Consider the following 24,879-nt stretch of genomic DNA (forward strand, 5'->3'; position numbering starts at 1 on the left):
CTGAGGATTGCTTGCTACCCGCTCACAACTTCTAATCGCAGAGAAAAGGATATTCATCAAGGTTATGGCGCAGCGCTATGTGCGAATTCAAAATCAAGACGGACAGATTTACTATGGGTTACTACAGCTATCCCTCAATGTGCAGGTGCTAGATGCTCCGCCTTGGTTACAAGGACAACCCACTGATTTAACTTTGACACCAGAAAATTACCAAATTCTGGCTCCCTGCGCTCCCTCAAAAATCGTGGCGGTGGGGAAGAATTATGCAGATCATGCAGCCGAAATGGGAACTCCAGTACCTTCTGAGCCATTAATCTTTCTCAAGCCACCCACGTCAATCATTCCATCTGAGAGGGAAATTAAGTATCCTTCCCAGTCACAAAGAGTTGACTACGAAGGAGAGTTAGCACTAGTGATTGGCGATTACGCCTTTGAATGTACACCAGAGGTAGCCCAAACCAAAATTTGGGGCTATACCATCGCCAATGATGTAACAGCGCGGGATTTACAAAAAAAGGATGGTCAATGGACGCGAGCCAAAGGTTTTGATACTTTCTGTCCTTTGGGACCTTGGATTGTGCGGGAATTAAATCCAGGAGCGAGATTGCAGACTTTTGTGAATGATGATGCCAATCCAGTCCAATCTGCCTGTATCGATCAGATGGTGTTTTCCCCCGATGTGATAGTTTCTTATATCAGTCAGGTGATGACGCTACTACCCGGTGATTTGGTGCTTACAGGTACGCCGGAGGGTGTCAGTCCATTGCATCCAGGCGATCGCATCCGCGTTGAAATTGAAGGTATTGGTCGCCTGGAAAACACCGTAGCAGCGCGTTAACTTCTAACGCACTTGCATATACACTGCATCGGAAATCGCCGGAATTTCTGCATAACGCCCGCTCAATGATTGGATGACTGAATATCCAACTGCTACCACTATGCCTAGAAAAATGGTTGTGGATAGGGTTTGGATTGCAAAACCACCAGAGGGAATTAGTCTAACAACATCCATCAAGATGTTAAACAAAAAGATAATGATGTCCAAAAGGATTGCTTGCATAGTGTTGAAACGAATAAAGTGACTAATTTTTTCGTTTCTAACCACCAATAGCAATAAGGCAAAGAAAATAATCAGTCCTGCATAACGCACACTTCTGTAAAATGACCATAAAACCAGAATTGGTGCAAAAACGACTGCCAGAGGAGGAAACTGATCTAACAAAAAAAAGCCAAAAGTTACTACCTCAACCATCGGTAGCAAATAAGGCAAGGAAGCAAAAATCCGATCTGAAACCGTTGTAGACCCACGCCAAGACATTATGCGTTCTCCTGTGGTTAAATTTTTATAGTTACTTGAGCTTAGGATAACGCAGTTGCTTGGTCTTGCTGACAAATTCAACTATTCTATATGGGCGATGCGAAAGCCCATCATGCACTCATACTGGTCTGGCTGCTGTTGAGTAAGTTTGCGAATGGCTTGACCACAGCGCAGTTGACCCCCACGCCAACGGGGTTGACCGCTCCCGTCGGCGAGTAAACAAGACTGGCAAACTTGCTCAGGGGCAAGGATTTGATCGTCCATTAAAATGACTAGCATCGAAATCCCTCCTGTAAATCCTCATTGTCAAACAATTTGGGATTTTAGATCGCACCAAAGGTGCGATTTGGGCGCAACTTGGATTTGGGATTGACCCCATAGATATATCTAGGGTTAAGTGTTGTGATTTGCGATGGACTTTGCACTCGCCGTGGGCGATCGCAGATGACACTTAAGAGCCACATCCTACCTCTTTGTAGCAAAAATGTCGGCAATCACAATTCAATAAAAATTGTCAAGTGAATCTTAATGTATTCTATGTTGTGTCTATTGCAAATTGGACATTTTAGGAAAAAATTATCCAAAAATATTGGTACAGAAGCAACACGGCGACGGCTTGAAATTACTTTGACATGACTAGTACCGCAAGGCGGAAGTCAAAAGTCAAAAGTATTATGGAATAAGCTCTTTAGGAATTTTAAATGGTTGCTCTATTTCCGCCGAACTGTACTAGTTAAAGTCAGAGAAGTTAAGTAACAAAAACTGAGTTAACTTGATAGCCATTTAAGTGATGCATTTACAAAATACTGGGGTAAACTTGCAAGCAAGTTAATACACAATATTACTCGGCAGCTCGTCGGTCTGGGCATCACTCACAATGGAACACTGGCAATTTCTGATACAGAAACAAGGCGCTCGCTCGTGGCATATCCTAGAATCGCCAAATTTGGAAATTTTGGAAGGGCAGTATAGAGTTTTGGCTCGTTCTAACCTTCATAATACAGACGTGGAAGTGCGGGTAACTCACTCTTCAACCCAAGAAGTTCAACCAACGCGGCGAATTTTTAAGCGATCGCGTCGCACTAACTCAGAAGGCTTAATGGCGGTAATTCCTTTTACCTATTTCCAGGCAGGAGTTTGGGAATTGCGCTGTTCCGGCGATTTGATGTCGGATCTGCTCGGTAAATCTTGGCAATACAAAGTCCAACTGCAAGTCCTGTGCCAAGAAGCAGATAGGGAGCAGGGGGAGCAGGGGAAGCTAGAATCAAATTTGGAATACACTGCCCCAGCAGAACCCGTAATTACCTTTGATGATGCGATCGCTGTTCCCGCAGAATTGGCAATTGTTCTAGTAGATAAAAGGAACTTGGAATCTACTACCCCAGCAGAACCCGCAATTACCTTTGATGATGCGATCGCGATCCCCGCAGAATTGGAAATTGTTCTAGTAGATAAAGGGAACTTGGAATCTACTACCCCAGTAAAACCCGCAATTACCTTTGATGATGCGATCGCGATCCCCGCAGAATTGGCAATTGTTCTAGTAGATAAAGGGAACTTGGAATCTACTACCCCAGTAAAACCCGCAATTACCTTTGATGATGCGATCGCGATCCCCGCAGAATTGGCAATTGTTCTAGTAGATAAAGGGAACTTGGAATCTACTACCCCAGCAGAACCCGCAATTACCTTTGATGATGCGCTCGCGATCCCCGCAGAACTGGCACTAAAAGTTGTAGATGAATCAAATTTGGAATCTACTACCCCAGTAGAACCCGCAATTACCTTTGATGATGCGCTCGCGATCCCCGCAGAATTGGCACTAAAAGTTGTAGATGAATCAAATTTGGAATCTACTGCCCTAGTAGAACCCGCAATTACCTTTGATGATGCGATCGCTGTTCCCGCAGAATTGGCAGTTACTACACACAGTAACCCTACTAGCAGTGTTCTACTAGATGAAACCGAAGAAGATATAGTTATCGATGAGCTGGTGAGTCCTGTGTGGCTGAAAGGTGAGACAGCAGAGCAGATTTTACAAAATTTAATAGATTTAGCTTTACCCGCCTCTGAACTGCTGCCCAAAGATGAAAAAGTTATAGATTTTCCAGCAACACAAACATCGCCACCATTACTGCTAACTTTAGGTCAGGATAATTATATTTCTCCTTGGGGACAAGCTCTTCCAATCAATGGGCACATAGAACTTAAAGAAAAGATAAATCTAGATCAGGCTGAAACATTATCCCCAAAAAGCCTACGGGAGCTTGAACTAGGAATCGAACTGCGATCGCCCAAGAACTCAAAAATCTTGACCCAAGTATGGCAACCCTTACCAGATCAAGAGTTGCCCTTCACCATCAATACCTCAATTGATATTCCTGCTGACTGTGAATCCAAGTTAATTTTGGCAGATATCAGTTTGTATGGTAAATTCGCCGATACTAGTGAAGTCACCCGATTAGCCAGCCAGTCCTTCACCATTACAGCAGATGTAACGGAATTACTGGCAATCACAGCCGCAGCAAAATCTAGTACATTAAATGACCACGTACCATCGGACTTATCTACTGCTTTCACAGAACCAGAGGCATCTGTTAGGCTCGATTTGAAACTATTAAATCTGGTCAAGATTCCAAAAACAGACCAGTCTCACATGCTCAATCCATCCCCAAACAGACCTCTACCACCGCAAATTAACCTACAAGTTCTGCGAGAAGCTACCTTGCGGACATCTAAGCTCAAAAATTCAGGCACTTCGCCTCAATTGCCGAAACTGCCACCTGTTCAAATCGATACCAACATTCCCACAGATGTTGTCGCCAAACTCCCTGCACAGGAGGAACTTCTAGAAAAAGATGCCACCATAGCTGCCATCAACTTGGAGCAGTTGGTCATCAGGCAACGTAGAATGCCAATACTCGACACTACTTTGCCATACTTGAAACGGCTACAAGCTTTGCCAGGTTATGCAGAAGAAGAAGTAAGAAACAATGATCCCTTAGGTGCATTGGAAGTTCAAGGGGCTGAAGACTTCCCGCAGTTGGAGGCAGTTCTAGCTAAATATGAAAATATACCTGAATTACTAGTAGATGATGCACAATTCCAGGAAGAATTTGTTGGTGAAATAGAAGCCCAGCAAAATCTACAATTCCAGGAAAAATTTGTTGCTGAAGTAGAAGCCCAGCAAAATCCACAATCCATTACAACAGCCAACCTTTATTCATCTCCTTTACTCAGGAAGTGGATGCAGAGTCAGGGATACTCTTTACCTGAATCCATCAATGATCTGGAACCTCAAGACTACGATAACTATGTTCCAGCGCCGCAGATACCCCTTTCTCTTAGTGCAGAAAATACGAATGTTGATGTTAACTTGCCGTTAAACCTAGATGCCAATACAGAGACGTTGGATGAAGGTTGGGGACGCTCAGAACTTATCCTGACGGAGACATTGCGCGAACAAGATATATGGCAAGAAGTTCAAGGGTTGGCTTCCGAACTGGGGAATTTCGGGGAAGATGTAGACATAGCGAAGGAAGCGGATCTGGAGAGAGGAGAAAATACGGAACTAGAAAAAGTATTAGAAGAAGCAATAATCTCATCGGCTCTGATCACACAATTACCGCCCCCCCCTCCGCCAATAAAAATAAATATAGCGTCAGCTTGGTTGGCAAAAGAAATCGTTGTAGATGATACAGATAGCGAACTAGAAGCCGATGCAACTAGGAGTTACACCTTTGAAGAAAAGCAACCACTGTTAGATTTATCCCCTTCCTTACCTATAATTGCGGCAGCCACTGAGCCTTTGCCAATTCCACAGTTGCATGTGCCAGAAGGCGAACTAATCGCTGGTAAATCTGTCATAGTGCGCGTAGTACTGCCCGAAGTGCCTCCGCAAGTTGTTGTCAAGTTATGGGTTGAAGATTATCAAACTCGCTGGTTACTAGATGGTCCTCATTTATTGACAAATTTACTACCTAATGCATTCGGAGGTTTGGAAGTGATGACGCAATTAAACATTCCCTTTGGCTGTTTAGAAATTCGCTTGGAAGCGATCGCACTTGATCTGACAACCCAACAGGAGAGTCACAAAGTCACAATATTGCGAACCGTGATTCCTCCAGACTTGCCAAGCTTGCAGCTAGATGAACTCCTGGGTATGTGAGGTGGTACGAGGAGGTTTTGTGAAAGGTGCGATCGCTATTTTGACAATCAGCTTGCCACTGAAGGGAAGTGAGTTAAAAAGTAAAAAGATAAAAGTAAAAAGTAAAAAGTAAAAAGTAAAAAGAGAATCCCCATAAATAAATTTAGGGTATTTAAAAAGGATGCCTTGTTTCTTGCACTACGTGTATCGAAACAAATCTTTATTTCCTTTTCCATAAATAAATTTATTTGCTCTCAAACCGATTTTATTCCTCTTTATTTTTACTTTTTACTTTTTACTTATATCTGAAACAGAATATCAACAATTCCTGGAGGCTGCACAGAAATTATGGAATTTTTAGAATCTGACGATACTTTAAGTGTAGAAGATAAGCTTAGTAGTTTAAGTGCGGATTTAGTGTCTATCGGATTATTTTCGTCTCTGTCGTCAAGATATTCAGCCCAGTGTGCATTAAGATGTTATAAATCGTAGTCTTGATTATTGAATATGAAATTTCTCCATTGTTTAACTCCTTTTACAGTATTAAAATTGTTATTCATTAGATAATATAATTCGCAATTATTTATACATTCCTAAACAGTAGTTTAGCGCAGTAATATCTTATATTAAATCCGGTTGATTGCTGTAGGCATCACTGTGTCGAAATGGGAAATTGTACACTAAATAAATTTTAGAGCTACGATTGGTCAAGACTGACAACATAAAGCGCTTACGGGAGTTGATAAATAATTCTAAAGATGAGGAGTAGCCACTTATCCCACCGCAGCACTAAAAACCGCATATCCCTTTGTGTGTGAAAATTCCCTATAGCCATCATCGAGGGGAATTGTCTTTTATAAGATTATCACAATAGTAAATAGGCTTGTTTGTATCAGCTTTAGAGTTTTTTATCTATAGCATATTTCCCGACATCCCCGTGATGGAGGTAGTAGCACAGGATTAGCAATCGCCCATTAAACGACATCTGTATCTAAATATATGGTTTGTGATAATGAAAATACATTTTTGGGAATAATACACTTAGTCCTTCTCTAAGATGGTGTACTTCATGATAAATATGCCGGAAAATGTATTAGACCAATTCGATCACCTTTACGAACTACAGCCAGGAGTAGCAACAAAAATAAAAAATTTTATTTTAAAAACGTTTAATTATCAACCCAAAATAGGCATTCTTGGTAAGACAGGTGTAGGAAAATCAAGCCTTTGCAACGCTCTTTTTGGGAAAGACGTTGCACCTGTCAGTCACGTTGAGAGTTGTACACCAGAAGCTCTAGAATATTCATTAGGTGGAGGTTCAGGAAATATCAAACTAGTTGATTTACCAGGTGTAGGTGGGAATCCAGAAGAAGATATTAAATATAAGGATTTATATTCTAAACAGTTACCAGAATTAGACGTAGTTTTGTGGGTTATAAAAGCAGATGACAAAGCTTTAACTACTGATCTATATTTTTATGAGAATGTCGTTAAGCCTCACCTGGTACAAGGTAAGCCTTTTATCATTGCGATGAACCAGGTTGAGAAGGTTGAACCGATGGGGGAATGGGATTCAAACAACCGTATTCCTGGGTGTGAACAGCAAAAAAATATTGATGCGAAGATAAAGGATGTTGCTAAAAAGTTTGGTCTTGATACCAAAAACGTTATCCCAGTCTCCTGTGGTAAAAAATATAACGTGGTAACACTTGTGGAAACAATTACCTATGCAATCCCTAAAGATAAAAAGTTAACGTTTGTAAATTCTGTACTAAATGAAAACCGTTCAGAGAAAGCTAAGGAGGAAGCGAAAAGTGGTTTTTTTAAAGAATTCGATGAATTTACGAATAAGGAGGAAGCCAAAAGAGGTATTTTTGAGGGATTCGGACGAGATATCGGAAAATCTCTAGCAGGAGAATCAGGTGAAAAGATTGGAGAAACCATTGGTAATTTTGTAGATAAGAATATTGTTGTTAAACTTCTTAACGAGATTGCTAAATTTTGTTTTCCTTGGTGGCCATTCTCATAAAGTGAGGATTGGCTTAAAACCATCCTCAGCCCGTCGTATTCAATCTATCGACCCCATGTTTTTGTACTTAGCCCTAGCGATTAGAAATCGCGGCTATACAAACGAAGTCCGCCTACGCGGACTAGGGTCAAACCAAGGTTTTCAACCCGCGCAGGCGGGTTTTGCCTGTGTAGCCGCGACTTCTAGTCGCCTGGTGTATCCACCATCACCAAACCTTGTCCATAATAACTGGATGGTAAATTAGGGATTCACCTTTCGGTAGATTTAGACAGAATCATCAAAACTGTATATTTGGATGGGGTAACACATCATTTGCCATAAAACCTCATGCCAAATCAGTAATTTTCATATCAACAGATGAAATTTTGATTCAATTCTAGTTAATTTGTTCCTTAAGTTCCTTAAAAGCCATGACATCCCCTGAGCCTCAAACTGATTTTGGAGAAAAAGCTCCAGAAACCTCATTTGAGCCACCTTCTGGAAAACGGCGGTGGCTTTGGTTATTTTTACCTGCACTACTATTGTTAGGGGGTGGAACAGTCCTCGTTTGGCGTTTGCTCACTCCGCAAAATTCAGTACCTTCACCTGCAATCGCTCAACCTCAAGGAGTAAGAGTCAAAATATCCACAGTCCAAAGCGGCATAATTGAGGAAAGTTCAGATTTTATTGCTAGCCTAAAATCCGAGCGCTCAGTCCTACTCCAGCCAAGGATTCAGGGTCAAGTTACCCAGATACTTGTAAAACCGGGAGATTCAGTCCCAGCAGGAGCGGCAATTCTCCAAGTAGATCGTACCCCACAAGCTGCGATCGCTCTTAACAATGCTGTGCCTCAAGCATTTTTAATGCAACTGGCAAATGCCCGCGCTACACTCAAATCTCTGGAAGCAGAACGACCATCCTACGTTGCAAATGTGCAATTGTACCAGCAGAACTACGAAAAGTTTGTCAGCCTAGCTCAACAAGGAGCCGTATCTCGACAGACTAGCAATCAGATTGCTGATCGCCTCGCCACTGCTAAGACTAGTCTTGATGCAATTGATTCCAGGATTCAAGCACAACGAGCCACCATCTTGCAGGCTGAAAAATCCTTGCAGCAAGCTAATGTAAATACTCAAATACAACAGCCCCAGTCTGACAAAATTAGCGCTCCCTTTAGTGGCACAGTTAGTAACATCGCTGTGAAAGTCGGTGATTTAGTTAATACTTCCACACCATTAGTTAATATCACCCAAAATCAACCTTTAGAAGTAAATATCTCTGTGCCACTACAGCAAGGTACTCAATTGCGTAAGGGAATGCCAGTGGAGGTAATGAACACACAAGGTCAAAAGCTTGGTAGAAGTAGGATATTTTTTATTGCACCTAATGCCAGTAATGAGACACAAACCATACTGATTAAAGCACTTTTTGACAACCACAACGGTCAGTTACGTGCAGATCAATTGGTAAGGGCGAGAGTGTTCTGGAATCAGCGCCCCGGAGTTTTAATCCCCACAACAGCAATGACTCGTATAGCTGGAGACACTTTTGTTTATGTAGTTGAAACCGAAAAATCTCCCCAAGGTATATCCCAACAAGTAGCTCGGCAAAGGCGAGTCAAGTTAGGCGAAATCAAAGATAATAATTACCAAGTTATTGAAGGGTTACAGCCAGAAGATAAAGTTATTATTTCAGGGTTACTCAATGTGAGGGATGGCGTTGCGATCGTTCCAGAATCTTAATTAATGAGGTCGGGAGGGGGGAGTGGGGGGATGAGGGAGACAAGGTAAATAACCCATACGCAATGCCCAACATTACACCAATTGCTAAATTTAACAAAATAAAACTCGATTAATCTATGGCATCAATAGCCGGAAAAGTTGCAATTATCACTGGTGCATCGCGGGGAATTGGACGAGCAATTGCACTAAAATTAGCTAGTAACGGCGCATCTATTGTGGTTAACTATGCGGGGAATACAGGGAAAGCACAAGAAGTTGTTGCCGAAATTGAAAAGTTGGGAGTAGAAGCGATCGCTATCCAAGCTGATATTAGCAAAGTACCTGACATCCAACGGTTATTTGAGCAAACACTTGAACGTTTTGGTAAAGTCGATATTTTGGTCAACAATGCCGGAATCGCCTTCTATAAACCAATTAGTCAGGTGACAGAAGAAGAGTTTGACCAGATTTTTGCCATTAATGTCAAAGGCACCTATTTTGCTTGCCAACAAGCCGCGCAACATATATCAGAAGGTGGACGGATTATCAACTTTTCCTCATCAACTACGGTGATGATGCTGCCAACTTATAGTGCCTATGTAGGAACCAAGGGTGCTGTTGAACAAATTACACGGGTACTAGCTAAAGAATTGGGTGCAAAAGCGATCGCTGTTAATGTGATTTCTCCTGGTCCCACCGATACAGAACTATTTCGAGAAGGCAAAACCCAAGAACAGATAGACCGGTTAGCTCAAATGGCTGCTTTTGGTAAACTGGGAGATGTGCAAGAAATCGCCGATGTAGTAGCATTTCTCGCTAGCGACGAAGCCAGGTGGATCACTGGGCAAAACATCCGTGTAAACGGTGGAATCGCATGAGATGATCAAAACTCTGTTCATAGACCTGATCTTCTCCGTTTTCAAACCCAAGCCAGTAAGCGGGCATTGCTAATCTGATAGATATTTCATTCTTTATTGATAACAAAATTAGCAGAAGACAGTACATTCAATCTATATGCGATTTGATGTACTGTTTTCTTATTTGCAATTATTACAAAAATCAGGAAAAATTCTCTTTTAGTGCAAATAGTACTCAGTAGTAATTGCTCATTAACTGCTTGAGAAAAATTATTATATTTTCAACTTTATACAAGTAAAATTGCTCAAAAGTAAATATTTGGTTAACAATCAATTAATACTTGTGCTGGGAAGTACTATGTAATATCATCAGCTACAGTATAAATTTAAATTCACTTTTCATAGGAGGAAGATTGTGTCTGACAACAAACCAAAAGATTTGAATTCACAAGCGGTACCGTTTTTTGCTCGATTTTTAGAAGGGCAAAGCTTGGAAGACTTATCCAATCAAGAATCAGAGGCAATTATCGGTGGAACCTGTGGTGTAATCAAAAAAAACGATGATCAACAGGTTCAAACTTTGAAGTACCCATCCGATCAAGAAGATAGCTCGATCGTCACAAAAAAGTACCCATCTGATACTGATGAGTTTGTTGTTACCCAGAAGTACCCTTCAGACGGGGATGAACACAATTTTTCGATAAAATAACTGCATATTTTTGATTACATCAAAGACGCAGTTTTGAAGAAATTATCACAAAAAAATGCTGTTAACTTTGCCAACTCCTTCTATGGGTTGGCTTCCGATTAAAATTAAGTTTACTTTTTTAATATAGGTCATCGGCTTTTTCTCCTGACAATATTTCTGTTGCTAAGTAGGGAGGCATAATTAAACATAAAATAAAATCCTAGCTCGTAGTGAGCGATTCATCGCTCAAAACAACAATTATCAGGACTAAAGTCCTTACTACAAACTTCAATTTATTTACGCCTAGCTTCATGACTACCGAACTTGATCAACTCTTAACTGACTGGAAAAATAAAATTCAAGTAGTTAGCCAAAATCTGTTTGATCTACAAGAATTACCAACATATCAGCGCCTTTGTGGGAGTTCTGGTTTTCCTAAAGTTCATTTGACAGGGATTACTGCCTTAAAAGTGACTCCAGCGTTGGAGGCAATGAACGATTTATTTCAATATTTTGACTTATTGGTGCAAGTAGTTGATCAAGCCAGTAGATTGCGGCAGCAGCTGCCAAGGTTTTTAGCAACCGAGCAAAAAATCAACGAAATTAAACAATTATTAACAGGTGCTTCAATTCATCTGTCTGTTGTGCAAACGCCATTAGCACAGAGAGAATTATTGAGTGCCAATCAACAACCAAAGGCGATCGCACCTACACAATTATTACAAGTAATGACTCAGGCTTTTTCTGTTGCCAGAGATGCAGTGCTGGCTGTTGATGCAGCTTGGGCAAATCTAGAAGTGATACTCAAAGATGCAGAATCGCAAATTATCTCATGGCAAAACTTAGCTGAATCACTCAATCAAGGCTTTTGTGGTGAACTGATTCAAGCTACTGAAGCGATCGCTTTGATGCGAGATAAAATTGAGCAAGACCCTTTAGGAGTGAGTGCAGATATAGATCGGCAAATTAAGCCACTGCTAGCACAAGTAGAATTAGTATTAAAGCAAGCTCAGAAACAACAAACTCAGTTACAACAGAAACTAGCGATCGCTCACGATTTATTAAAACAATTAATTAAACTTCACTCAGAATCTGTCGCCGCTTTTGCGGAAAGCCAAGAAAAGGTTTTGTATTTAACCCAGTACACTCCATTAACCCAAGAGCAGATGGATGCACTCAGCCAATGGCTGACACGCTTAGAAAACAAACTAGAGGAGGGTTTAGTTAATCCAGTTATGGTTGGTTTAGATAATTGGATCAGCATTGCCAGAGAATATATCGCAGTAGAGCAACAAGTATACATAAATCATTGCAATTTGTTACAAACTCGTCGGGAGTTACGCGGACGACTAGATGCCCTCAAAGCCAAAGCACTGGCACGGGGATTCGTTGAAGATGCCACCTTAGTTGACTTGGCACAAACAGCAAAGCAGCTCCTTTATATGCGCCCAACTCCCTTAGATAAAGCATCTGAATTAGTTTCCCAATATGAAAAACGTTTAAATAGCCAATATTAGGGGAACAATAGAGGAAAAATCACTCTGGAGTTTGGACTCTTGACCGAAAAAATCATCAATAAGTCCCTAAATTTATTTAACGTGAGTTCCACAAGTCTTATTTGACCTCTCCCCCAGCCCCTCTCCGACGCACAGAGGGGAGCAAGAACTGAATTTTTCGTTGCTCCTCCCTTTCCGTTTCGGAGAGGGAGGCTGGGAGGGAGAGGTTCATCGAACTCACGTTTATTTATGGTTGCTGAGTTTGTCAAAGTATGGGAACAATAATTTTGAATTCCCCGAAGGGGTTGAGTTAGGAGACTTTCATGAACAGTCTTAGCTGCACACGGAATGGATGTACTGGCACTATCGAAGATGGCTACTGTGATGTTTGTGGGTTAGCAGCAGTAAAATCTCCAGATATCAGCCAAAAGCAAAGTGAGGCAAATACCCTCAGAACTTCACCAATTACCACGGGTACTGGTTCTTCTCCCTTAACGAATCGTTCTAAGGGTTCGCGGCGTACCATTAGCACCTCGGCTCGTAGTAGTCGCAGACAACTGGGAGCAGGATTAATTTCTGTCCCCGAACTACCTTCAACGGAACCAGAAAAAGCGATTATTCTTAACCCAATGGTGCCAGAGAATAAACGCTTTTGTAGTAGTTGTAATCAACCTTTGCGGCGAGAAAAGGGATTTTGTAGCAAATGTGGTCAGAAGTATTCGTTTATTCCGAGTCTGAATCCTGGTGATTTAGTTGTCAAGCAATACGAAGTTAAAGGAGCGATCGCTTATGGTGGTTTAGGTTGGATTTACCTGGGTTTCGATAAAATTCTATCCCGCTACGTAGTGTTAAAGGGATTACTCAACACCGAAGACGCATCAAGTGCAGCCGTCGCCGTAGCAGAAAGACAATTCTTAGCAACAGTGAAACACTCTAATATCGTGGGGATTTACAACTTTGTTAACCACGAGACGGAGGGTTTTATTATTATGGAGTATGTCGGCGGTCAAACCCTGAAAGAAATTCGTAAAAGTCGCGGTAAACTACCAGTGGCAGAAGCGATCGCCTATATTCACCGCATTCTCAGTGCATTTGCTTATTTACATTCCTTGGGGTTGGTATACTGCGACTTCAAACCAGATAACATTATGGTCGAAAGCGGCGATGTCAAGTTAATTGACTTAGGCGGTGTCCGTCGCATTGATGACTTGGATGGTGATATCTACGGTACTGTGGGGTACAGTGCCCCCGAAGCAGGTGAGGGACCCACAGTAGTTTCAGATTTATTTACCATTGGTAGAACTTTGGCGGTACTGCTGACAGATATTAAAGGTTTTAGCAAAGAACACCTTTATACGCTGCCTAGTCCCGAAGAAGAATCGCTATTTGCCCAACAAGAATCACTGTATCGATTCCTGATTAAATCTACCGCCGAAAATCCCGATGACCGTTTTCAGTCGGCTGATGAAATGGCAGATCAATTATTGGGTGTACTGCGGGAGAACGTCGCTATTTCCAGTAATGTTCCTCGTCCAGCCACCAGTAATTTGTTTGGCGGTGATATGTTAGCGATTAACCACAGTGGTAATTTTGAACCAATTAAGCCTGAGTATGAGCAATTACCTATACCAATCTTAGATTCTAGCGATCCTGGCTGTAATGCTGTGATGAACGCCAGCGCGATCGCTGATCCACTCAAACGAAAGGACAATTTAAATGCTGTCGTCAACCAATTCCCAAATTCTAATGAAGCATTGTTGCGGTTGGCAAATACCTTCATAGATTTGTTTTATTACGAAGAAGTAGAACAAACTATCGCCAAAATTGAAGCCAAAGACCCTTGGGACTGGCGAATTTTTTGGTATCGGGGTCGGTCACTGATGGCGCAGAATAAACCCATAGAGGCACAAAAAGCCTTTGACCAAGTTTATTTTGACTTACCAGGAGAATTAGCGCCTAAACTAGCGCTGGGGTTAGCAGCAGAACAAGGGCAAAATTATCCACTAGCGATTAAGATGTATGATTTAGTATTGCGGACAGACCCTAGTTATGTATCAGCAGCCTTTGGATTGGCTCGTTGTCTGAGTGCCCAAGATAATCGGATAGTTGCAGTAGCAGCATTAGAACGTGTACCCCAAACCTCTAACTTACATACGCGATCGCGGGTAGAAATTGCCCGTACTTTGATTAATGGCGATCGCTCTGCACCCGGTACTCAAGAACTGCAAGCCGCTTCCGCAGCCATTGAAGCACTGACTTTAGAAGGTAACGATCTCTATCACCTGACGAAACAAATATTAGAAACTGCGTTAAATTTACTCACCTCACGACAACTACAGGCTGCTGCTGATTTCATGATTTTAGGACAGCCGTTACAAGAAGTTCATCTGAGAAAGGGATTGGAAAAAGCCTTGCGGAATATCGCGCATCTAGCAACTGGAAACGAAAAAATTCGTTTAGTCGATGAAGCCAATCGAGTCCGACCGAGGACAATTTTTTAGGACTTACGCAAAAACCCTCTTAAACTCTCATTCCTCCGTGACCTCTGTGTCCTCTGTGGTTCGTTTTCCGTTACCTGTGCGTAAGTCCTATTTTTTAAGGATTGGAGATTAGTAACTACAAATGACCAATGACAAATAACCAATGACAATTATGCAATGTATGAATTGCGGTGCATCCATGTTAGCTAGTGACAAATTTTGTGAAGAATGCGGCATACCCTTGACTGCAAGTAAACCGCCAACCTCAACTAACGGCTGTGAAAAATGCGGTGCAGGAATTGAAGCAATTGATGCTGAAGGATACTGTTCTAATTGTGGATTTCGCCAAGAGTCACGAGAAGGGAATCGCCTAGAAGTGATCGTAAATTCGGAATTAGCCGGAGTTAGCGATCGCGGACTCAAACACCACTCCAATGAAGACTTCCTGGCTTTACAACAGATAACTGACTCGCAAACAAATATCCTTGTAGTTTGTGATGGCGTTTCTAGTTCTGCACAAGCTGATTTAGCAGCCCAAACCGCCGCTCAAAGTGTCTGTTTGGCTTTAACAAATGCCTATCAAGAAAAAAACCTCAATGCAGCAATTAAATCTGCCTTTGCCATTGCTTCAGCATCTGTAAGCGATCTAACTTATACTAAAAATCTCAATAGTGACCCACCATCCACCACTATTGTTGCTGCCATTGTGCAAAACGGCACTGCTACTATTGGCTGGCTAGGTGACAGTCGCGCTTATTGGATTTCTGCTCACAGTTGCCAACAATTGACTCAGGATAATTCCTGGCTCACGGAAGTAGTAGCAGCAGGAGAAATGACAGTAGCAGAAGCGATACAATCTCCCAATGCTCATGCAATTACGCGCTGGCTGGGAGCCGATGCAGTTGAAAATGCAGAACCCTCAATTGTCAACTTCACAATTCCCGGTTCAGGAAATCTGATTTTGTGTACTGATGGTTTGTGGAACTATCTTTCCGAAGCAGCCGATTTGGGTAACTTGGTACAGCGATCGCTCAGTACAGATGCAGTCAGCATATCTCGCACACTTGTAGAGTTTGCCCTAAACCGTGGTGGACATGACAACATCACCGTTGCAGTTCTGCGTTTAATAGAATAATTTTTATCCCTATACTCCCGCAATTTCAAAGTCTTAGATCCCCCCAACCCCCCTTAAAAAGGGGGGCGAAGAGATTCTTAAAGTCCCCCTTTTTAAGGGGGATTTAGGGGGATCGAAAAATTTAGGAAGCTAAACAAAAAGTTTGAAAACATTCCCCAATCCCCACTCCCCAATCCCCACTACCCATTATTTATGTCTAACAAATTCACAGCCGAAGTCTTTCAAAACCAATACTTACCCGAAGGTGCAAAAGAAGTCCATGCCATCATGACTGTCACCGTTGAAGAGGGTGAAGGCGTTGCAGTTGCTCCCAGTACAGGCAGACTTTTTGGCATCATCTGCGATATCTCTGGCTCAATGGGAGGTAACAAGATTCATGCTGCTAAGGAGGCAATGGTTAAAGTTGTAAATTTGCTACCAGAGGACGCCCATTTCTTTATTGTCACTGGTGCTGGTAAAGCCAGTGTGGTTTTTCCTGTATCTAAAGCTACATTCGATAAAAAGCAGCAAGCGATCGCAGCGATCAAAAATATCATGGCTAATGGTGGCACCCTGATGTCTACTTGGTTAGCTGAGGCGCTGAAACAGTTCACCAAGATACCCGATGCAGTTCGTCAGGCTTTACTACTCACAGATGGACAAAACGATGATTCCGATGAACAACAACTGAAAAAAGTTTTACAGCAGTGTGAGGGAATTTTTCAATGTGATTGTCGGGGTGTCGGTACTGATTGGCGAGTCGCCCAATTGCGGGAGATTGCAACCAAACTCCTCGGTACGACAGATATTATTCCCAATGCTGAAATGATTGAAGCCGACTTTCGGGCGATTCTCGAAAAAGCTATGAGTAAGGATGTCAGTGATGTATCCCTGCGTCTGTGGACACCCCAAGGCGCAAAAGTGCTGTTTTGTAAGCAGGTGAGTCCCGATATTGTTGACTTAACACACCGCGCCAAATCTGTCAAGGCTCAAGTTGTTGATTACCCCACAGGTGCTTGGGGTAAGAAAGAATCTCGTGATTACCACTTCTGCATTGAGGTGAACGCAGGCAACGTTGGGGATGAGATGTTAGCTGGGCGGGCAAGTTTAGTGTACACCCTCAATGGCACAGAAACCAAAGTAGCCGAAGCGCGTATTTTGGCAACCTGGACAGATGATGATGCTAAATCTACCAAAATTAATCGGCGGGTTGCCCATTATACCGGACAAGCAGAACTTGCCGAGTCAATTCAAGAAGGATTGGAAGCCCGTTCTAGGGGTGATATTGAGGTTGCGACTGCTAAGTTAGGCAAGGCGGTGCAACTAGCCCATGAATCAGGGAACGAAGCTACAGCCAAACTATTAAAAACTGTGGTTGATGTCCAAGATGCGCCAACGGGTACGGTGAAACTGAAGCGAGAAGTAGCCAAGGAAGACGCGATGGCTTTGGAAACTCGTTCGACTAAAACCACTCGGATTTCTAAATCTCAATAATAGTCATTAGTCATATCATATCCGGTTAATCAAGCTGAATAAAAAATGTTCGTAGTAAGGACTTTAGTCCTGCCTTTGGGGACTGAAGTCCCCACTACAAACTGTTTATTATGGTTGATTTGGCGGACATCATATCATTGGTAAATACAAATAACAAATAACTAATGACGGCCATAATCAGTAGTTTTAGTGTGCCAACCTATGTCTACATATAAATGTCCTAAAGGACACGAATCAACCGAATCAGATTTTTGTTCAGAATGTGGCGCCAAAATTCTGGGTATACCTGAATTAGTGTTAGCTGAAAACGTAATTCGTTTAACAGTATCACAAACCAAAGTTACCGAAACCTGTCCAGATTGCAGCACTCCCCGCGAACCTGACAGTGGCGACTTTTGTGAAATTTGCGGTTACAACTTTGTCAGTGGGGGACGTGGGGAAGTGCCAATTCCCAAAGCCAAGGAAGCAGAAGAACAGAATACGCAAGGCAAAAAAATAGAAATTCCCGATCGCCAATCCCCAATACCCAATTCTCAGTCCCCTATAGTTGCTTGGGAGGTGATTATCACCATCGATCCATCTCTACGCTCTCCCGAAAGCCCAGAACCGCCAATCAATCAACCAGCGATCGCATTTCCTCTAGAAAAGCCAAATAATCTCATCGGTCGAAATAGCCAAGTACGGGCAATTCACCCAGAAATTGCCCTGGATTTTGATGATGCTGTCTCTCACCGCCATGCCTTGCTAAATCGGCAGACCGACGGGACATTTACTCTGCGCGATATTGGCTCTTCTAACGGTACACAATTTAAAGGCGTGGAATTGAAGCCAATGGTGGATATTCCACTACAAGATGGAGACGAATTCACCCTAGGACATTGGACTCGAATTGCGGTGAAGATAATTCGTAATTCGTAATTACTTGGTTAAGCTATTCGATAATCATCATTAAGTAGAAAAAATATGAGTAAAATCATCGCCGTCTCAAGTCAAGCAATTAGGAAACTCAATACCCCACAACTGCTTAAAAGTGGTTTATATTTAACCTGGTCAGCAAGTATTTTATTGCTAATTACTACAATTAGTGGAGTTCAAGGGCAACGACAAGCCATCAAAACTCTTGGTAAAGATTCAACACCAAGCATTGTTACGGCTCAACAGCTGAAGGACGCATTTGCAGGTATGGATGCTAATGTCGCTAACGAATTGTTGGTACCAGCAGGACAAAATCAAGATGCTGTTAAGGGTTACGAAGAAGGATACCAAAAAGCTACTGAAAGGCTAGTTGCTGCTGCTGAGAATATCACCTACGGGGATAAAGAACGAAAACCTATTGAGACTATGCAACTGGGGCTAGGTAATTATATTGCCAAAATTCAGCAGGCGCGGGACTTCCATCAACGCGGTGATACTAATTCAGTGCTGGTTGCTTACCGTGCAGCTGCGGAAATTATGGATAAAACCCTGTTACCAGCAGCCGATGAGTTAGATGAGGCAAATTTTGCCGAACTGAAGCGTAGTTACAGCGAGGAAAAGTTTGCCTCTGGCAGATCCCTGTTTTTAATTATGATTTCTGGTGTGATATTAATTGTTGTGCTTGTAGGGTTTCAGGTATTTCTCAGTCAGAGGATGCGGCGGACACTTAATCCTTACTTGTTAGCTGCAACTGCGATCGCCTTCATCTTTCTAGGGTACACCACAAGGGCTATTCTCTCATCTGCCGATCATCTCACCCTGGCTAAAGAAAGAGCCTTTGATTCGATGCACACCCTACGCCAAGCCCGCGCCCTTTCTTACAGTGCTAATGCTGATGAAAGCCGCTACCTACTCGATCCCACATTTGCTTCCAAGCACGAACTAGCTTTCATGGAAAAGGCCAGCCGACTCGCCAAGCTAACTGATGGACTGACTTTGAAGACAATCGTTGCAGCTGTGAAACAGAACAAGGATGTTAAGGGTTTTACGGGCTTCTTAGCTGATGAACTGGTGAACATTCCTGGTGATTTCTTTCCTGGTGAGCAAGAAGCGGCTTTGGCAAGTTTCTCCACTTGGGAAAACTATATCGCTATAGATCAACAAATTCGCCAACTCAACCAAAGCGGTAAACTACAAGAAGCGATCGCTCTCTGCCTGGGTGACAAACCAGGACAGTCAAACTGGGCGATTGATCAGTTCAAAGAAGCCAATCAAAAGACCTTTGATATTAACCAGGCTGTCTTTGACAAAGCAATTAAGCAAGGTGATGATGATGTCACAGGTTTCGAGATTACTACCCCAATAGCAGTGAGTGCGATCGCTCTTTTAACTCTATTTGGATTACTACCGCGTCTTAAGGAGTACTCTTGATAAAGATATAGCCGTAGTTAGATGGCACATCAACTTTGATTAATTCATCGTCACGACTCACAGAAATCTTCAAGGGGGCGGAACGTAGACTATCGTCAATCATTTCTTGATAAGTACCTGCTTTTGAAAAAGGAATCGAGATTGATTGCTTTTGATCAGAAAAATTGAGAAACACGAGCGCAATTTGATCTGCTGCTCTAGATTCTCTTCTGTAAGCTACTACTTGATTATTAGACTGGGCATTGTAGTTGTAAGAATCGCGGCTACGGAGAGCAGGGTAAGTGTGCCTGAGCTTTCCTAAAGTTCGGTATAGACGCACGAGACTAGCACCGAATTCATCATAAAAGTACTCCCAATGTACGTCACGCCGCAAACGGATGCGCCCATTGCCATTGTTTGGCAGAAAGTAGTTTTCTGCAAACTCCTGTCCTTGCCAAAGCATGGGAATTCCTTGACAGGTGTATAGAGCGATCGCAAATGGTTGTAGCTTATAATATTTGCTTCTATCTCCAAAGGGAATATTATCTGGATCTGTTGTACCAGCTTCAGTCCCCACAAAATAAATTAACTGGCTATGATCGTGACTCTCAAGATACTGGAATGGTGCAACAGGCATTTCCACTGGTTGCTGAATAATGTCCTGTACTGTTTTCGTAACCGGGTAGCCAATGATGCGTGTATCGAGTTGGTTAAGGAAACTACTATCCACATAATTCCGCTTTGCCATATCCTCTGCTTTATTTAGCAGTCCATCTTGCCAAGTACCGTTGGAGTAAGTGTTTGTGAGAATTGTTTGGGGTTGATTTAATGCTTCTGGTACTTGAATAATCCGGCTGTATTCCCCATTTTTGACTCCACCAGAAGGCGTAAACCGGGGAATCTGGAGTGATTTAGTGTAGTTGTCATAAGCTATCTTGGCGTACTTAATACCCGTAGCGCCGTCGTAGAGATCCGTGACTTCATCGTAACGGAAACCATCTACATGGTACTCATCCAGCCAATGAAAGTTAGCAGCCTGGATATAATCACGGGCAAACTCTTGATTGAAGTCAATTTCCGGGCCGAATGGTCCATTGTTACCAATCATGGGACTGGTAATACCAGCATTCTTGTAGATTAGATGATAGGGAAAGCTATAATCAACGTGTTGATAGACAACATCCAGAATTACCGCCACTCCAGCATTATGGCAAGCATTAACTAGACGCTTTAATCCCTGGATACCGCCCCACCGCTCATTAGGAGCAAAGTAGTGTAGAGGCCCATAACCCCAATCAAAGTCTAACTTTAAACTGGTCACTGGCATTAACTCCAAGCAAGTGACACCAAGACTCTTGAGGTAAGGTAGACGCTCAACTACACCGTCAAAGGTGCTGTTAAACTCCTCTACATGTAGCTCATAAACAACCAAATCTTCAAGTTCTGGCGTTTTCCAATTATCATCAGTCCAAACAAAGTCAGGAACAAAGTCGGGAGTTACAAAAGCAGACAGTTCACCGATATCTGTTGTTTTAGCAAAAGGATCGGTAAACCAGGAAGTGATTACGGTTTTATTCTGTAGTAGCTGGTATCGGTATAGATAGGTTCCGGGTTGTCCAAAATGAGTTCCAGGTTTAACGGGAATGTTAATATTGGCTTCCCAGCGATTGTTAGCAGAACCCGACACAGGTTGTAGGGGAAAATCTAGAGGTGGGATATCTGGATTAAAGCGATCGTCTTTGTGTATTACCCGCACCAGCAACTCGTAACCATTGGCGACGCTAATGGAGGGGAGATAAACCCCAAACCTGACATTTACTCCCAAATTAGTAATTGCAGAGACAAAGGCACCAACTTCGTTGAGATTAATCATTTTTTATCTCCTGTTTTTGTACGGTTCATCTTGGGTTGAATTTTGGCGTACTTTGGTAGGATAACTTTAATATCTGTCTAATTACTCCCGTTCGCCCATTTTTTACGGAGTTAGAAAAATAAGTATATCGAAAGGCATATTTTTAAGCTTCCCCGACCTGAAGGTACGAGGATTTCTGAAGAGTCCACAAAAGAACTTTCTTAGGCGCACTTAAAGCACCTCTACTTACTCCGCTTAAGTCAAACTTAAACATTGCAGCTACTTTTCTAAGTATATTTGCCGCCCCATTGCAATCAGCGTTTATTTTGATCCCACTCAAGGATTGATAAATACCGCGAGTTAATCTTCTGCCGCTAGCCTTCCACCCCACGGGTTTTTCACCATATTTAGGTAGAACATCATGATCTAGAAATGATGTCTTAGAGGTATAGCTTTCTTCTGTCTCAATAAAATCAATGCTGTGTTGTTCACACAATTGGGCAATGCGGTCTTTGAGTTTTGCAGTAGGTATTTGAACAAACTTTTGATTATTCTTTTTACCCATATTAGGACTGTCTTTTTGTCCGTTATTCCAACCAAAGACAACAGTACCGATTTGATTATCTATACAATGGTCGATTACAATTCTTGCTGCTTTATTTATGGCGCTACGCATCTGACGATTGCGCCGGATCACGGATAAATATTGAAGGCGAATAAATTCGCCGTTGGCACTTCCTCCACTGTCTCAAGCCAAGTGGCTTCCGTGCCGTTCGGCGATTTTCTTGTGAAAGGGCAAAGTGAGCAGTATCGAAAGCTAGATGAGGCGATTCGGACTGCTCGCTTTGTTCGTAATAGTTGCCTGAGATACTGGATGGACAACAAAGATATAGGTAGATACGAGCTTTCTGCGTATTTGCCATTATTTGCCCTTTAACTATTCCGAATCGAGTCGTATATGTCAATTGCTCCTTACTAGGATATTTCAATACGCTGAAGGTTATTCCTACTTGTTTCTCGCTGATGTATATTCTACCACCATAAACACCTTAGAGGATGTTTTAAAAGTTCTCTTGTCGGTAGCAAAACGTTCTAGAACCTCCTAACTATCTGTAAAAGCTCAACCTTTCAAATTAAGCTTACCCTCAAACTTTGACATATCTTGATGAGATAAAAATTTCTCACTACTGTGATAATTTTTCCGCCATTTTTCGAGTTGATCTATAGATATTGATTTAGATATGACGTTCACACCATTTCCTCGCCAAGCAACTTCTGAATCTGTTGTGAAAACCCCACATTCTAATTGATCTAGCCTCATATTCCAATATTCACTAAATCGGCCTTTCAAAGTAATAACTTGCTCAAATACCTTGTTTCTATGTTTATTTCTTCTTTTTCTTTCTGTAGCTCCTGTTGCTTCTGTATCAATAAACTTAGTTTCAATTAAAAACAGACTACCTTTAAAGGTCAGGAAGACAAAATCACACTTTCCTAAATCTGTATAATCTGAAATTGGAGATTTTTCAAATAACAGTAATTCAGCGCATGAGGGAAACAATTCTTTAATATTCAGAAATAAATAAGCTTGCAATAAAAGTTCCTTGTCATAAGGAAACAATATCACTCCTTCAAAAAATTTTTGAATGTCCTCGTGAGTTTGGGGTTGAATTTTTTTACAGTATGAAACAAATCTATGTAGCTCGTTTACGATCATCAAGTTATAACTCCTTCCCCCGTTCGCAACCTTAAGGGTGTTAGCATAAAAAGATACCACTCCCTCAATGAAATTATCATCCGCATAAGTAACTAAAAAAACGATTAAAATCCTGAATACTTAAGGTAATTTACTGTTGACAGTTCAATAAAATTAATTTTTAAGCTGCTTTGCAGTATTGGTAGATTTTTTATTTCTGTTGTCAACTACCAGTCAGCGATTTTATATGAGCATGAAAACTGGCATTTTGCAAAGCTTGAACAGTTATTCTAGAATCTTGTACGCAAAATTGCCAACCCAAACGAACAAATTTACGAGAAGTTTCTGTTTGGATAATTCCAATCACTGGCATTTTTGCCTTTTCTTTGTCTCCTGACTGTTCTTGCAAAATTGTTTTCAAGTGATGTAGGTAATCGATATTACCTGCTTGCTGGGGATTTAACTCCACCATCACCATTTGTACTGTTTCCACTGGTTCTGCATCTTCAAGAATAAATTGAGTTTGCTCGTCGCGTCGATCTACTTTTCCCCAAATAATCAATCTGGTATCAACTACGAGTAGTGAACTAATGCGTTCATAAGTTTTAGGAAAAACTACAGCTTCTGATTGTGTAGTTAGGTCTTCGACTTGCAATATTGCCATCTGATCGCCTTTTTTAGTCACCACTTTTTTCACGTTATTTAACATGACAACTGCACAAAGCCTTGTTTCTTCCCTTTGATCTCCCAGTTGCGATAGGTTAATTGGAGTCAAAAGTGGTGCTAGCTGTAAGGATTTCAGTGGATGATCTGAGACATAAAAGCCTAATAATTCTTTCTCCATCTGTAACTTTTTCTGTGGGGGTAAATCCGTCACAGGTTTAGATTTGGGAGCAGTTTCAAAGGCATTATTTGCTCTTTTATTTTGAGTTGAAGAAAATCCGTCGCCTAATAAATCCAAGAGATTCCCTTGACCACTAGCTCTATCTTTAGCGCGAGATTGTGCCCAATCATACACTAATTCTGAGTCGTTAATTAACTGTTGGCGGTTGGCTTCAATTTTGTCAAAGGCTCCACAGTAAATCAGCGATTCCAGAGTTCGGCGGTTAACGGCACGTAAATCCACGCGATCGCAAAAATCAGCGAGGGATTTAAACTCTCCTGTCTCATTTCTCGCCTCTAAAATACAAGCGATCGCATTTTGTCCCACGTTACGTACCGCCGAAAATCCAAATAGAATCTTTCCTGCCGTTGGCGTAAAATCAACACCAGAACGATTAATATCTGGCGGATCTATGGAAATCGCCATATTTGTACAGTTAGTAATATATCTCTGTACTTTATCGGTATCACCACTGTTAGCCGTTAACAGTGCCGCCATATATTCCAATGGGTAATTAGCTTTTAAATATGCTGTTTGATAAGTTACATAACCATAAGCTGTCGAATGAGATTTATTGAAGCAATTGGAAGCTATTAAGCCGTTTTTGAGCGCAAAATTATGGTCACGCTCAACCCCAATGTCATAGACATTTTGTTTGCCTAAATATTTACGTGTGGCTATTTTGATCATCCTAGCGTACCCCCTGAAAAAAAATTGCGAAATTAATTAATTGATAAAATCTGTAGTATTTATAAAGCTTGTAATACAAAATTATATCACTAGAAAACACTGCAATACTC

The 24,879-nt window shown here is 41.8% G+C and carries 20 protein-coding genes and 1 pseudogene; 14 read left to right on the top strand and 7 right to left on the bottom strand.

What is annotated here, in order from left to right:
• Positions 1–64 precede the first annotated feature (64 nt).
• Positions 65–838 carry a fumarylacetoacetate hydrolase family protein gene (locus tag V7K97_RS05220; RefSeq protein ID WP_334799634.1) on the top strand — a complete coding sequence of 258 codons (774 nt, stop codon included), beginning with the start codon at positions 65–67 and terminating at the stop codon, positions 836–838.
• Between the two features lie 3 nt (positions 839–841).
• On the opposite strand, the gene V7K97_RS05225 is transcribed toward V7K97_RS05220, so the two are convergent.
• The 3 genes from V7K97_RS05225 to V7K97_RS05235 all read right to left on the bottom strand — a co-directional run bounded on the left by V7K97_RS05225 (position 842) and on the right by V7K97_RS05235 (position 1,782).
• The gene (locus V7K97_RS05225) at positions 842–1,318 is read right to left on the bottom strand and encodes a Tic20 family protein (RefSeq protein ID WP_334799636.1); all 477 of its coding nucleotides are present in this window, start codon (positions 1,316–1,318) and stop codon (positions 842–844) included.
• 81 nt (positions 1,319–1,399) lie between these two features.
• The gene (locus tag V7K97_RS05230) at positions 1,400–1,597 is read right to left on the bottom strand and encodes a hypothetical protein (protein ID WP_179065660.1); all 198 of its coding nucleotides are present in this window, start codon (positions 1,595–1,597) and stop codon (positions 1,400–1,402) included.
• Between the two features lie 44 nt (positions 1,598–1,641).
• Positions 1,642–1,782 (bottom strand): hypothetical protein, encoded by a 141-nt coding sequence (locus V7K97_RS05235; RefSeq protein WP_334799638.1) that lies wholly within the window; start codon positions 1,780–1,782, stop codon positions 1,642–1,644.
• 413 nt (positions 1,783–2,195) lie between these two features.
• Here V7K97_RS05235 and V7K97_RS05245 point away from each other — a divergent pair, with 413 nt between their 5' ends.
• The 12 genes from V7K97_RS05245 to V7K97_RS05300 all read left to right on the top strand — a co-directional run bounded on the left by V7K97_RS05245 (position 2,196) and on the right by V7K97_RS05300 (position 19,669).
• A complete protein-coding gene (locus V7K97_RS05245; protein ID WP_442938896.1) occupies positions 2,196–5,486 on the top strand; it encodes a hypothetical protein in 3,291 nt (1,096 codons plus the stop codon).
• Between the two features lie 1,057 nt (positions 5,487–6,543).
• Complete coding sequence (locus V7K97_RS05250) at positions 6,544–7,494, top strand: GTPase family protein (protein WP_334799640.1); 951 nt, start codon at positions 6,544–6,546, stop codon at positions 7,492–7,494.
• A 1-nt stretch (position 7,495) separates the two neighbouring features.
• Entirely contained in the window at positions 7,496–7,738 is a 243-nt protein-coding gene (locus V7K97_RS05255; protein WP_334799641.1) for a hypothetical protein, read from the top strand.
• Between the two features lie 166 nt (positions 7,739–7,904).
• Entirely contained in the window at positions 7,905–9,215 is a 1,311-nt protein-coding gene (locus V7K97_RS05260; protein ID WP_334799643.1) for an efflux RND transporter periplasmic adaptor subunit, read from the top strand.
• A 116-nt stretch (positions 9,216–9,331) separates the two neighbouring features.
• Positions 9,332–10,072, top strand: coding sequence for an SDR family oxidoreductase (locus V7K97_RS05265; protein ID WP_334799645.1), 741 nt, complete (start codon positions 9,332–9,334; stop codon positions 10,070–10,072).
• 394 nt (positions 10,073–10,466) lie between these two features.
• Positions 10,467–10,760 (top strand): microviridin/marinostatin family tricyclic proteinase inhibitor, encoded by a 294-nt coding sequence (locus V7K97_RS05270; protein ID WP_334799647.1) that lies wholly within the window; start codon positions 10,467–10,469, stop codon positions 10,758–10,760.
• A gap of 290 nt (positions 10,761–11,050) precedes the next feature.
• Positions 11,051–12,256 carry a hypothetical protein gene (locus tag V7K97_RS05275; RefSeq protein ID WP_334799649.1) on the top strand — a complete coding sequence of 402 codons (1,206 nt, stop codon included), beginning with the start codon at positions 11,051–11,053 and terminating at the stop codon, positions 12,254–12,256.
• A 302-nt stretch (positions 12,257–12,558) separates the two neighbouring features.
• Positions 12,559–14,736, top strand: coding sequence for a serine/threonine-protein kinase (locus V7K97_RS05280; RefSeq protein ID WP_334799651.1), 2,178 nt, complete (start codon positions 12,559–12,561; stop codon positions 14,734–14,736).
• A 142-nt stretch (positions 14,737–14,878) separates the two neighbouring features.
• Positions 14,879–15,850 (top strand): PP2C family serine/threonine-protein phosphatase, encoded by a 972-nt coding sequence (locus V7K97_RS05285; RefSeq protein ID WP_334799653.1) that lies wholly within the window; start codon positions 14,879–14,881, stop codon positions 15,848–15,850.
• A gap of 192 nt (positions 15,851–16,042) precedes the next feature.
• Positions 16,043–17,323 carry a vWA domain-containing protein gene (locus V7K97_RS05290; protein WP_334799655.1) on the top strand — a complete coding sequence of 427 codons (1,281 nt, stop codon included), beginning with the start codon at positions 16,043–16,045 and terminating at the stop codon, positions 17,321–17,323.
• 201 nt (positions 17,324–17,524) lie between these two features.
• Complete coding sequence (locus V7K97_RS05295) at positions 17,525–18,241, top strand: FHA domain-containing protein (protein WP_334799657.1); 717 nt, start codon at positions 17,525–17,527, stop codon at positions 18,239–18,241.
• 45 nt (positions 18,242–18,286) lie between these two features.
• The gene (locus V7K97_RS05300; protein WP_334799659.1) at positions 18,287–19,669 is read left to right on the top strand and encodes a hypothetical protein; all 1,383 of its coding nucleotides are present in this window, start codon (positions 18,287–18,289) and stop codon (positions 19,667–19,669) included.
• Here V7K97_RS05300 and V7K97_RS05305 read toward each other — a convergent pair.
• Both V7K97_RS05305 and V7K97_RS05310 read right to left on the bottom strand, forming a co-directional pair.
• The gene (locus tag V7K97_RS05305) at positions 19,653–21,521 is read right to left on the bottom strand and encodes an alpha-amylase family glycosyl hydrolase (protein ID WP_334799660.1); all 1,869 of its coding nucleotides are present in this window, start codon (positions 21,519–21,521) and stop codon (positions 19,653–19,655) included. The two genes, V7K97_RS05300 and V7K97_RS05305, sit on opposite strands and share 17 nt — an antisense overlap.
• 142 nt (positions 21,522–21,663) lie before the next feature.
• Complete coding sequence (locus V7K97_RS05310) at positions 21,664–22,176, bottom strand: transposase (RefSeq protein WP_334799662.1); 513 nt, start codon at positions 22,174–22,176, stop codon at positions 21,664–21,666.
• A gap of 90 nt (positions 22,177–22,266) precedes the next feature.
• Between V7K97_RS05310 and V7K97_RS05315 the strand changes: the two are divergent.
• Positions 22,267–22,431, top strand: a pseudogene (locus tag V7K97_RS05315) (RNA-guided endonuclease TnpB family protein); the annotation flags it as partial.
• A gap of 189 nt (positions 22,432–22,620) precedes the next feature.
• Here the strand turns inward: V7K97_RS05315 and V7K97_RS05320 are convergent.
• On the bottom strand, positions 22,621–23,217 hold the full coding sequence (locus V7K97_RS05320; RefSeq protein ID WP_334799664.1) for a hypothetical protein: 597 nt from the start codon (positions 23,215–23,217) through the stop codon (positions 22,621–22,623).
• A gap of 202 nt (positions 23,218–23,419) precedes the next feature.
• Positions 23,420–24,769 carry a helix-hairpin-helix domain-containing protein gene (locus V7K97_RS05325; protein WP_334799666.1) on the bottom strand — a complete coding sequence of 450 codons (1,350 nt, stop codon included), beginning with the start codon at positions 24,767–24,769 and terminating at the stop codon, positions 23,420–23,422.
• Between the last annotated feature and the right edge of the window lie 110 nt (positions 24,770–24,879).

Origin of the sequence: Nostoc sp., from assembly GCF_036917815.1 — a bacterium.
Taxonomy (GTDB): domain Bacteria; phylum Cyanobacteriota; class Cyanobacteriia; order Cyanobacteriales; family Nostocaceae; genus Nostoc.

Excerpts from the sequence above, each read along its gene's own strand:
- V7K97_RS05220 (WP_334799634.1), top strand. The coding sequence starts at position 65 with ATGGCGCAGCGCTATGTGCGAATTCAAAATCAAGACGGACAGATTTAC.
- V7K97_RS05225 (WP_334799636.1), bottom strand. The coding sequence starts at position 1,318 with ATGTCTTGGCGTGGGTCTACAACGGTTTCAGATCGGATTTTTGCTTCC.
- V7K97_RS05230 (WP_179065660.1), bottom strand. The coding sequence starts at position 1,597 with ATGCTAGTCATTTTAATGGACGATCAAATCCTTGCCCCTGAGCAAGTT.
- V7K97_RS05235 (WP_334799638.1), bottom strand. The coding sequence starts at position 1,782 with ATGTGGCTCTTAAGTGTCATCTGCGATCGCCCACGGCGAGTGCAAAGT.
- V7K97_RS05245 (WP_442938896.1), top strand. The coding sequence starts at position 2,196 with ATGGAACACTGGCAATTTCTGATACAGAAACAAGGCGCTCGCTCGTGG.
- V7K97_RS05250 (WP_334799640.1), top strand. The coding sequence starts at position 6,544 with ATGCCGGAAAATGTATTAGACCAATTCGATCACCTTTACGAACTACAG.
- V7K97_RS05260 (WP_334799643.1), top strand. The coding sequence starts at position 7,905 with ATGACATCCCCTGAGCCTCAAACTGATTTTGGAGAAAAAGCTCCAGAA.
- V7K97_RS05265 (WP_334799645.1), top strand. The coding sequence starts at position 9,332 with ATGGCATCAATAGCCGGAAAAGTTGCAATTATCACTGGTGCATCGCGG.
- V7K97_RS05275 (WP_334799649.1), top strand. The coding sequence starts at position 11,051 with ATGACTACCGAACTTGATCAACTCTTAACTGACTGGAAAAATAAAATT.
- V7K97_RS05280 (WP_334799651.1), top strand. The coding sequence starts at position 12,559 with ATGAACAGTCTTAGCTGCACACGGAATGGATGTACTGGCACTATCGAA.
- V7K97_RS05285 (WP_334799653.1), top strand. The coding sequence starts at position 14,879 with ATGACAATTATGCAATGTATGAATTGCGGTGCATCCATGTTAGCTAGT.
- V7K97_RS05290 (WP_334799655.1), top strand. The coding sequence starts at position 16,043 with ATGTCTAACAAATTCACAGCCGAAGTCTTTCAAAACCAATACTTACCC.
- V7K97_RS05295 (WP_334799657.1), top strand. The coding sequence starts at position 17,525 with ATGTCTACATATAAATGTCCTAAAGGACACGAATCAACCGAATCAGAT.
- V7K97_RS05300 (WP_334799659.1), top strand. The coding sequence starts at position 18,287 with ATGAGTAAAATCATCGCCGTCTCAAGTCAAGCAATTAGGAAACTCAAT.
- V7K97_RS05305 (WP_334799660.1), bottom strand. The coding sequence starts at position 21,521 with ATGATTAATCTCAACGAAGTTGGTGCCTTTGTCTCTGCAATTACTAAT.
- V7K97_RS05310 (WP_334799662.1), bottom strand. The coding sequence starts at position 22,176 with ATGCGTAGCGCCATAAATAAAGCAGCAAGAATTGTAATCGACCATTGT.
- V7K97_RS05320 (WP_334799664.1), bottom strand. The coding sequence starts at position 23,217 with ATGATCGTAAACGAGCTACATAGATTTGTTTCATACTGTAAAAAAATT.
- V7K97_RS05325 (WP_334799666.1), bottom strand. The coding sequence starts at position 24,769 with ATGATCAAAATAGCCACACGTAAATATTTAGGCAAACAAAATGTCTAT.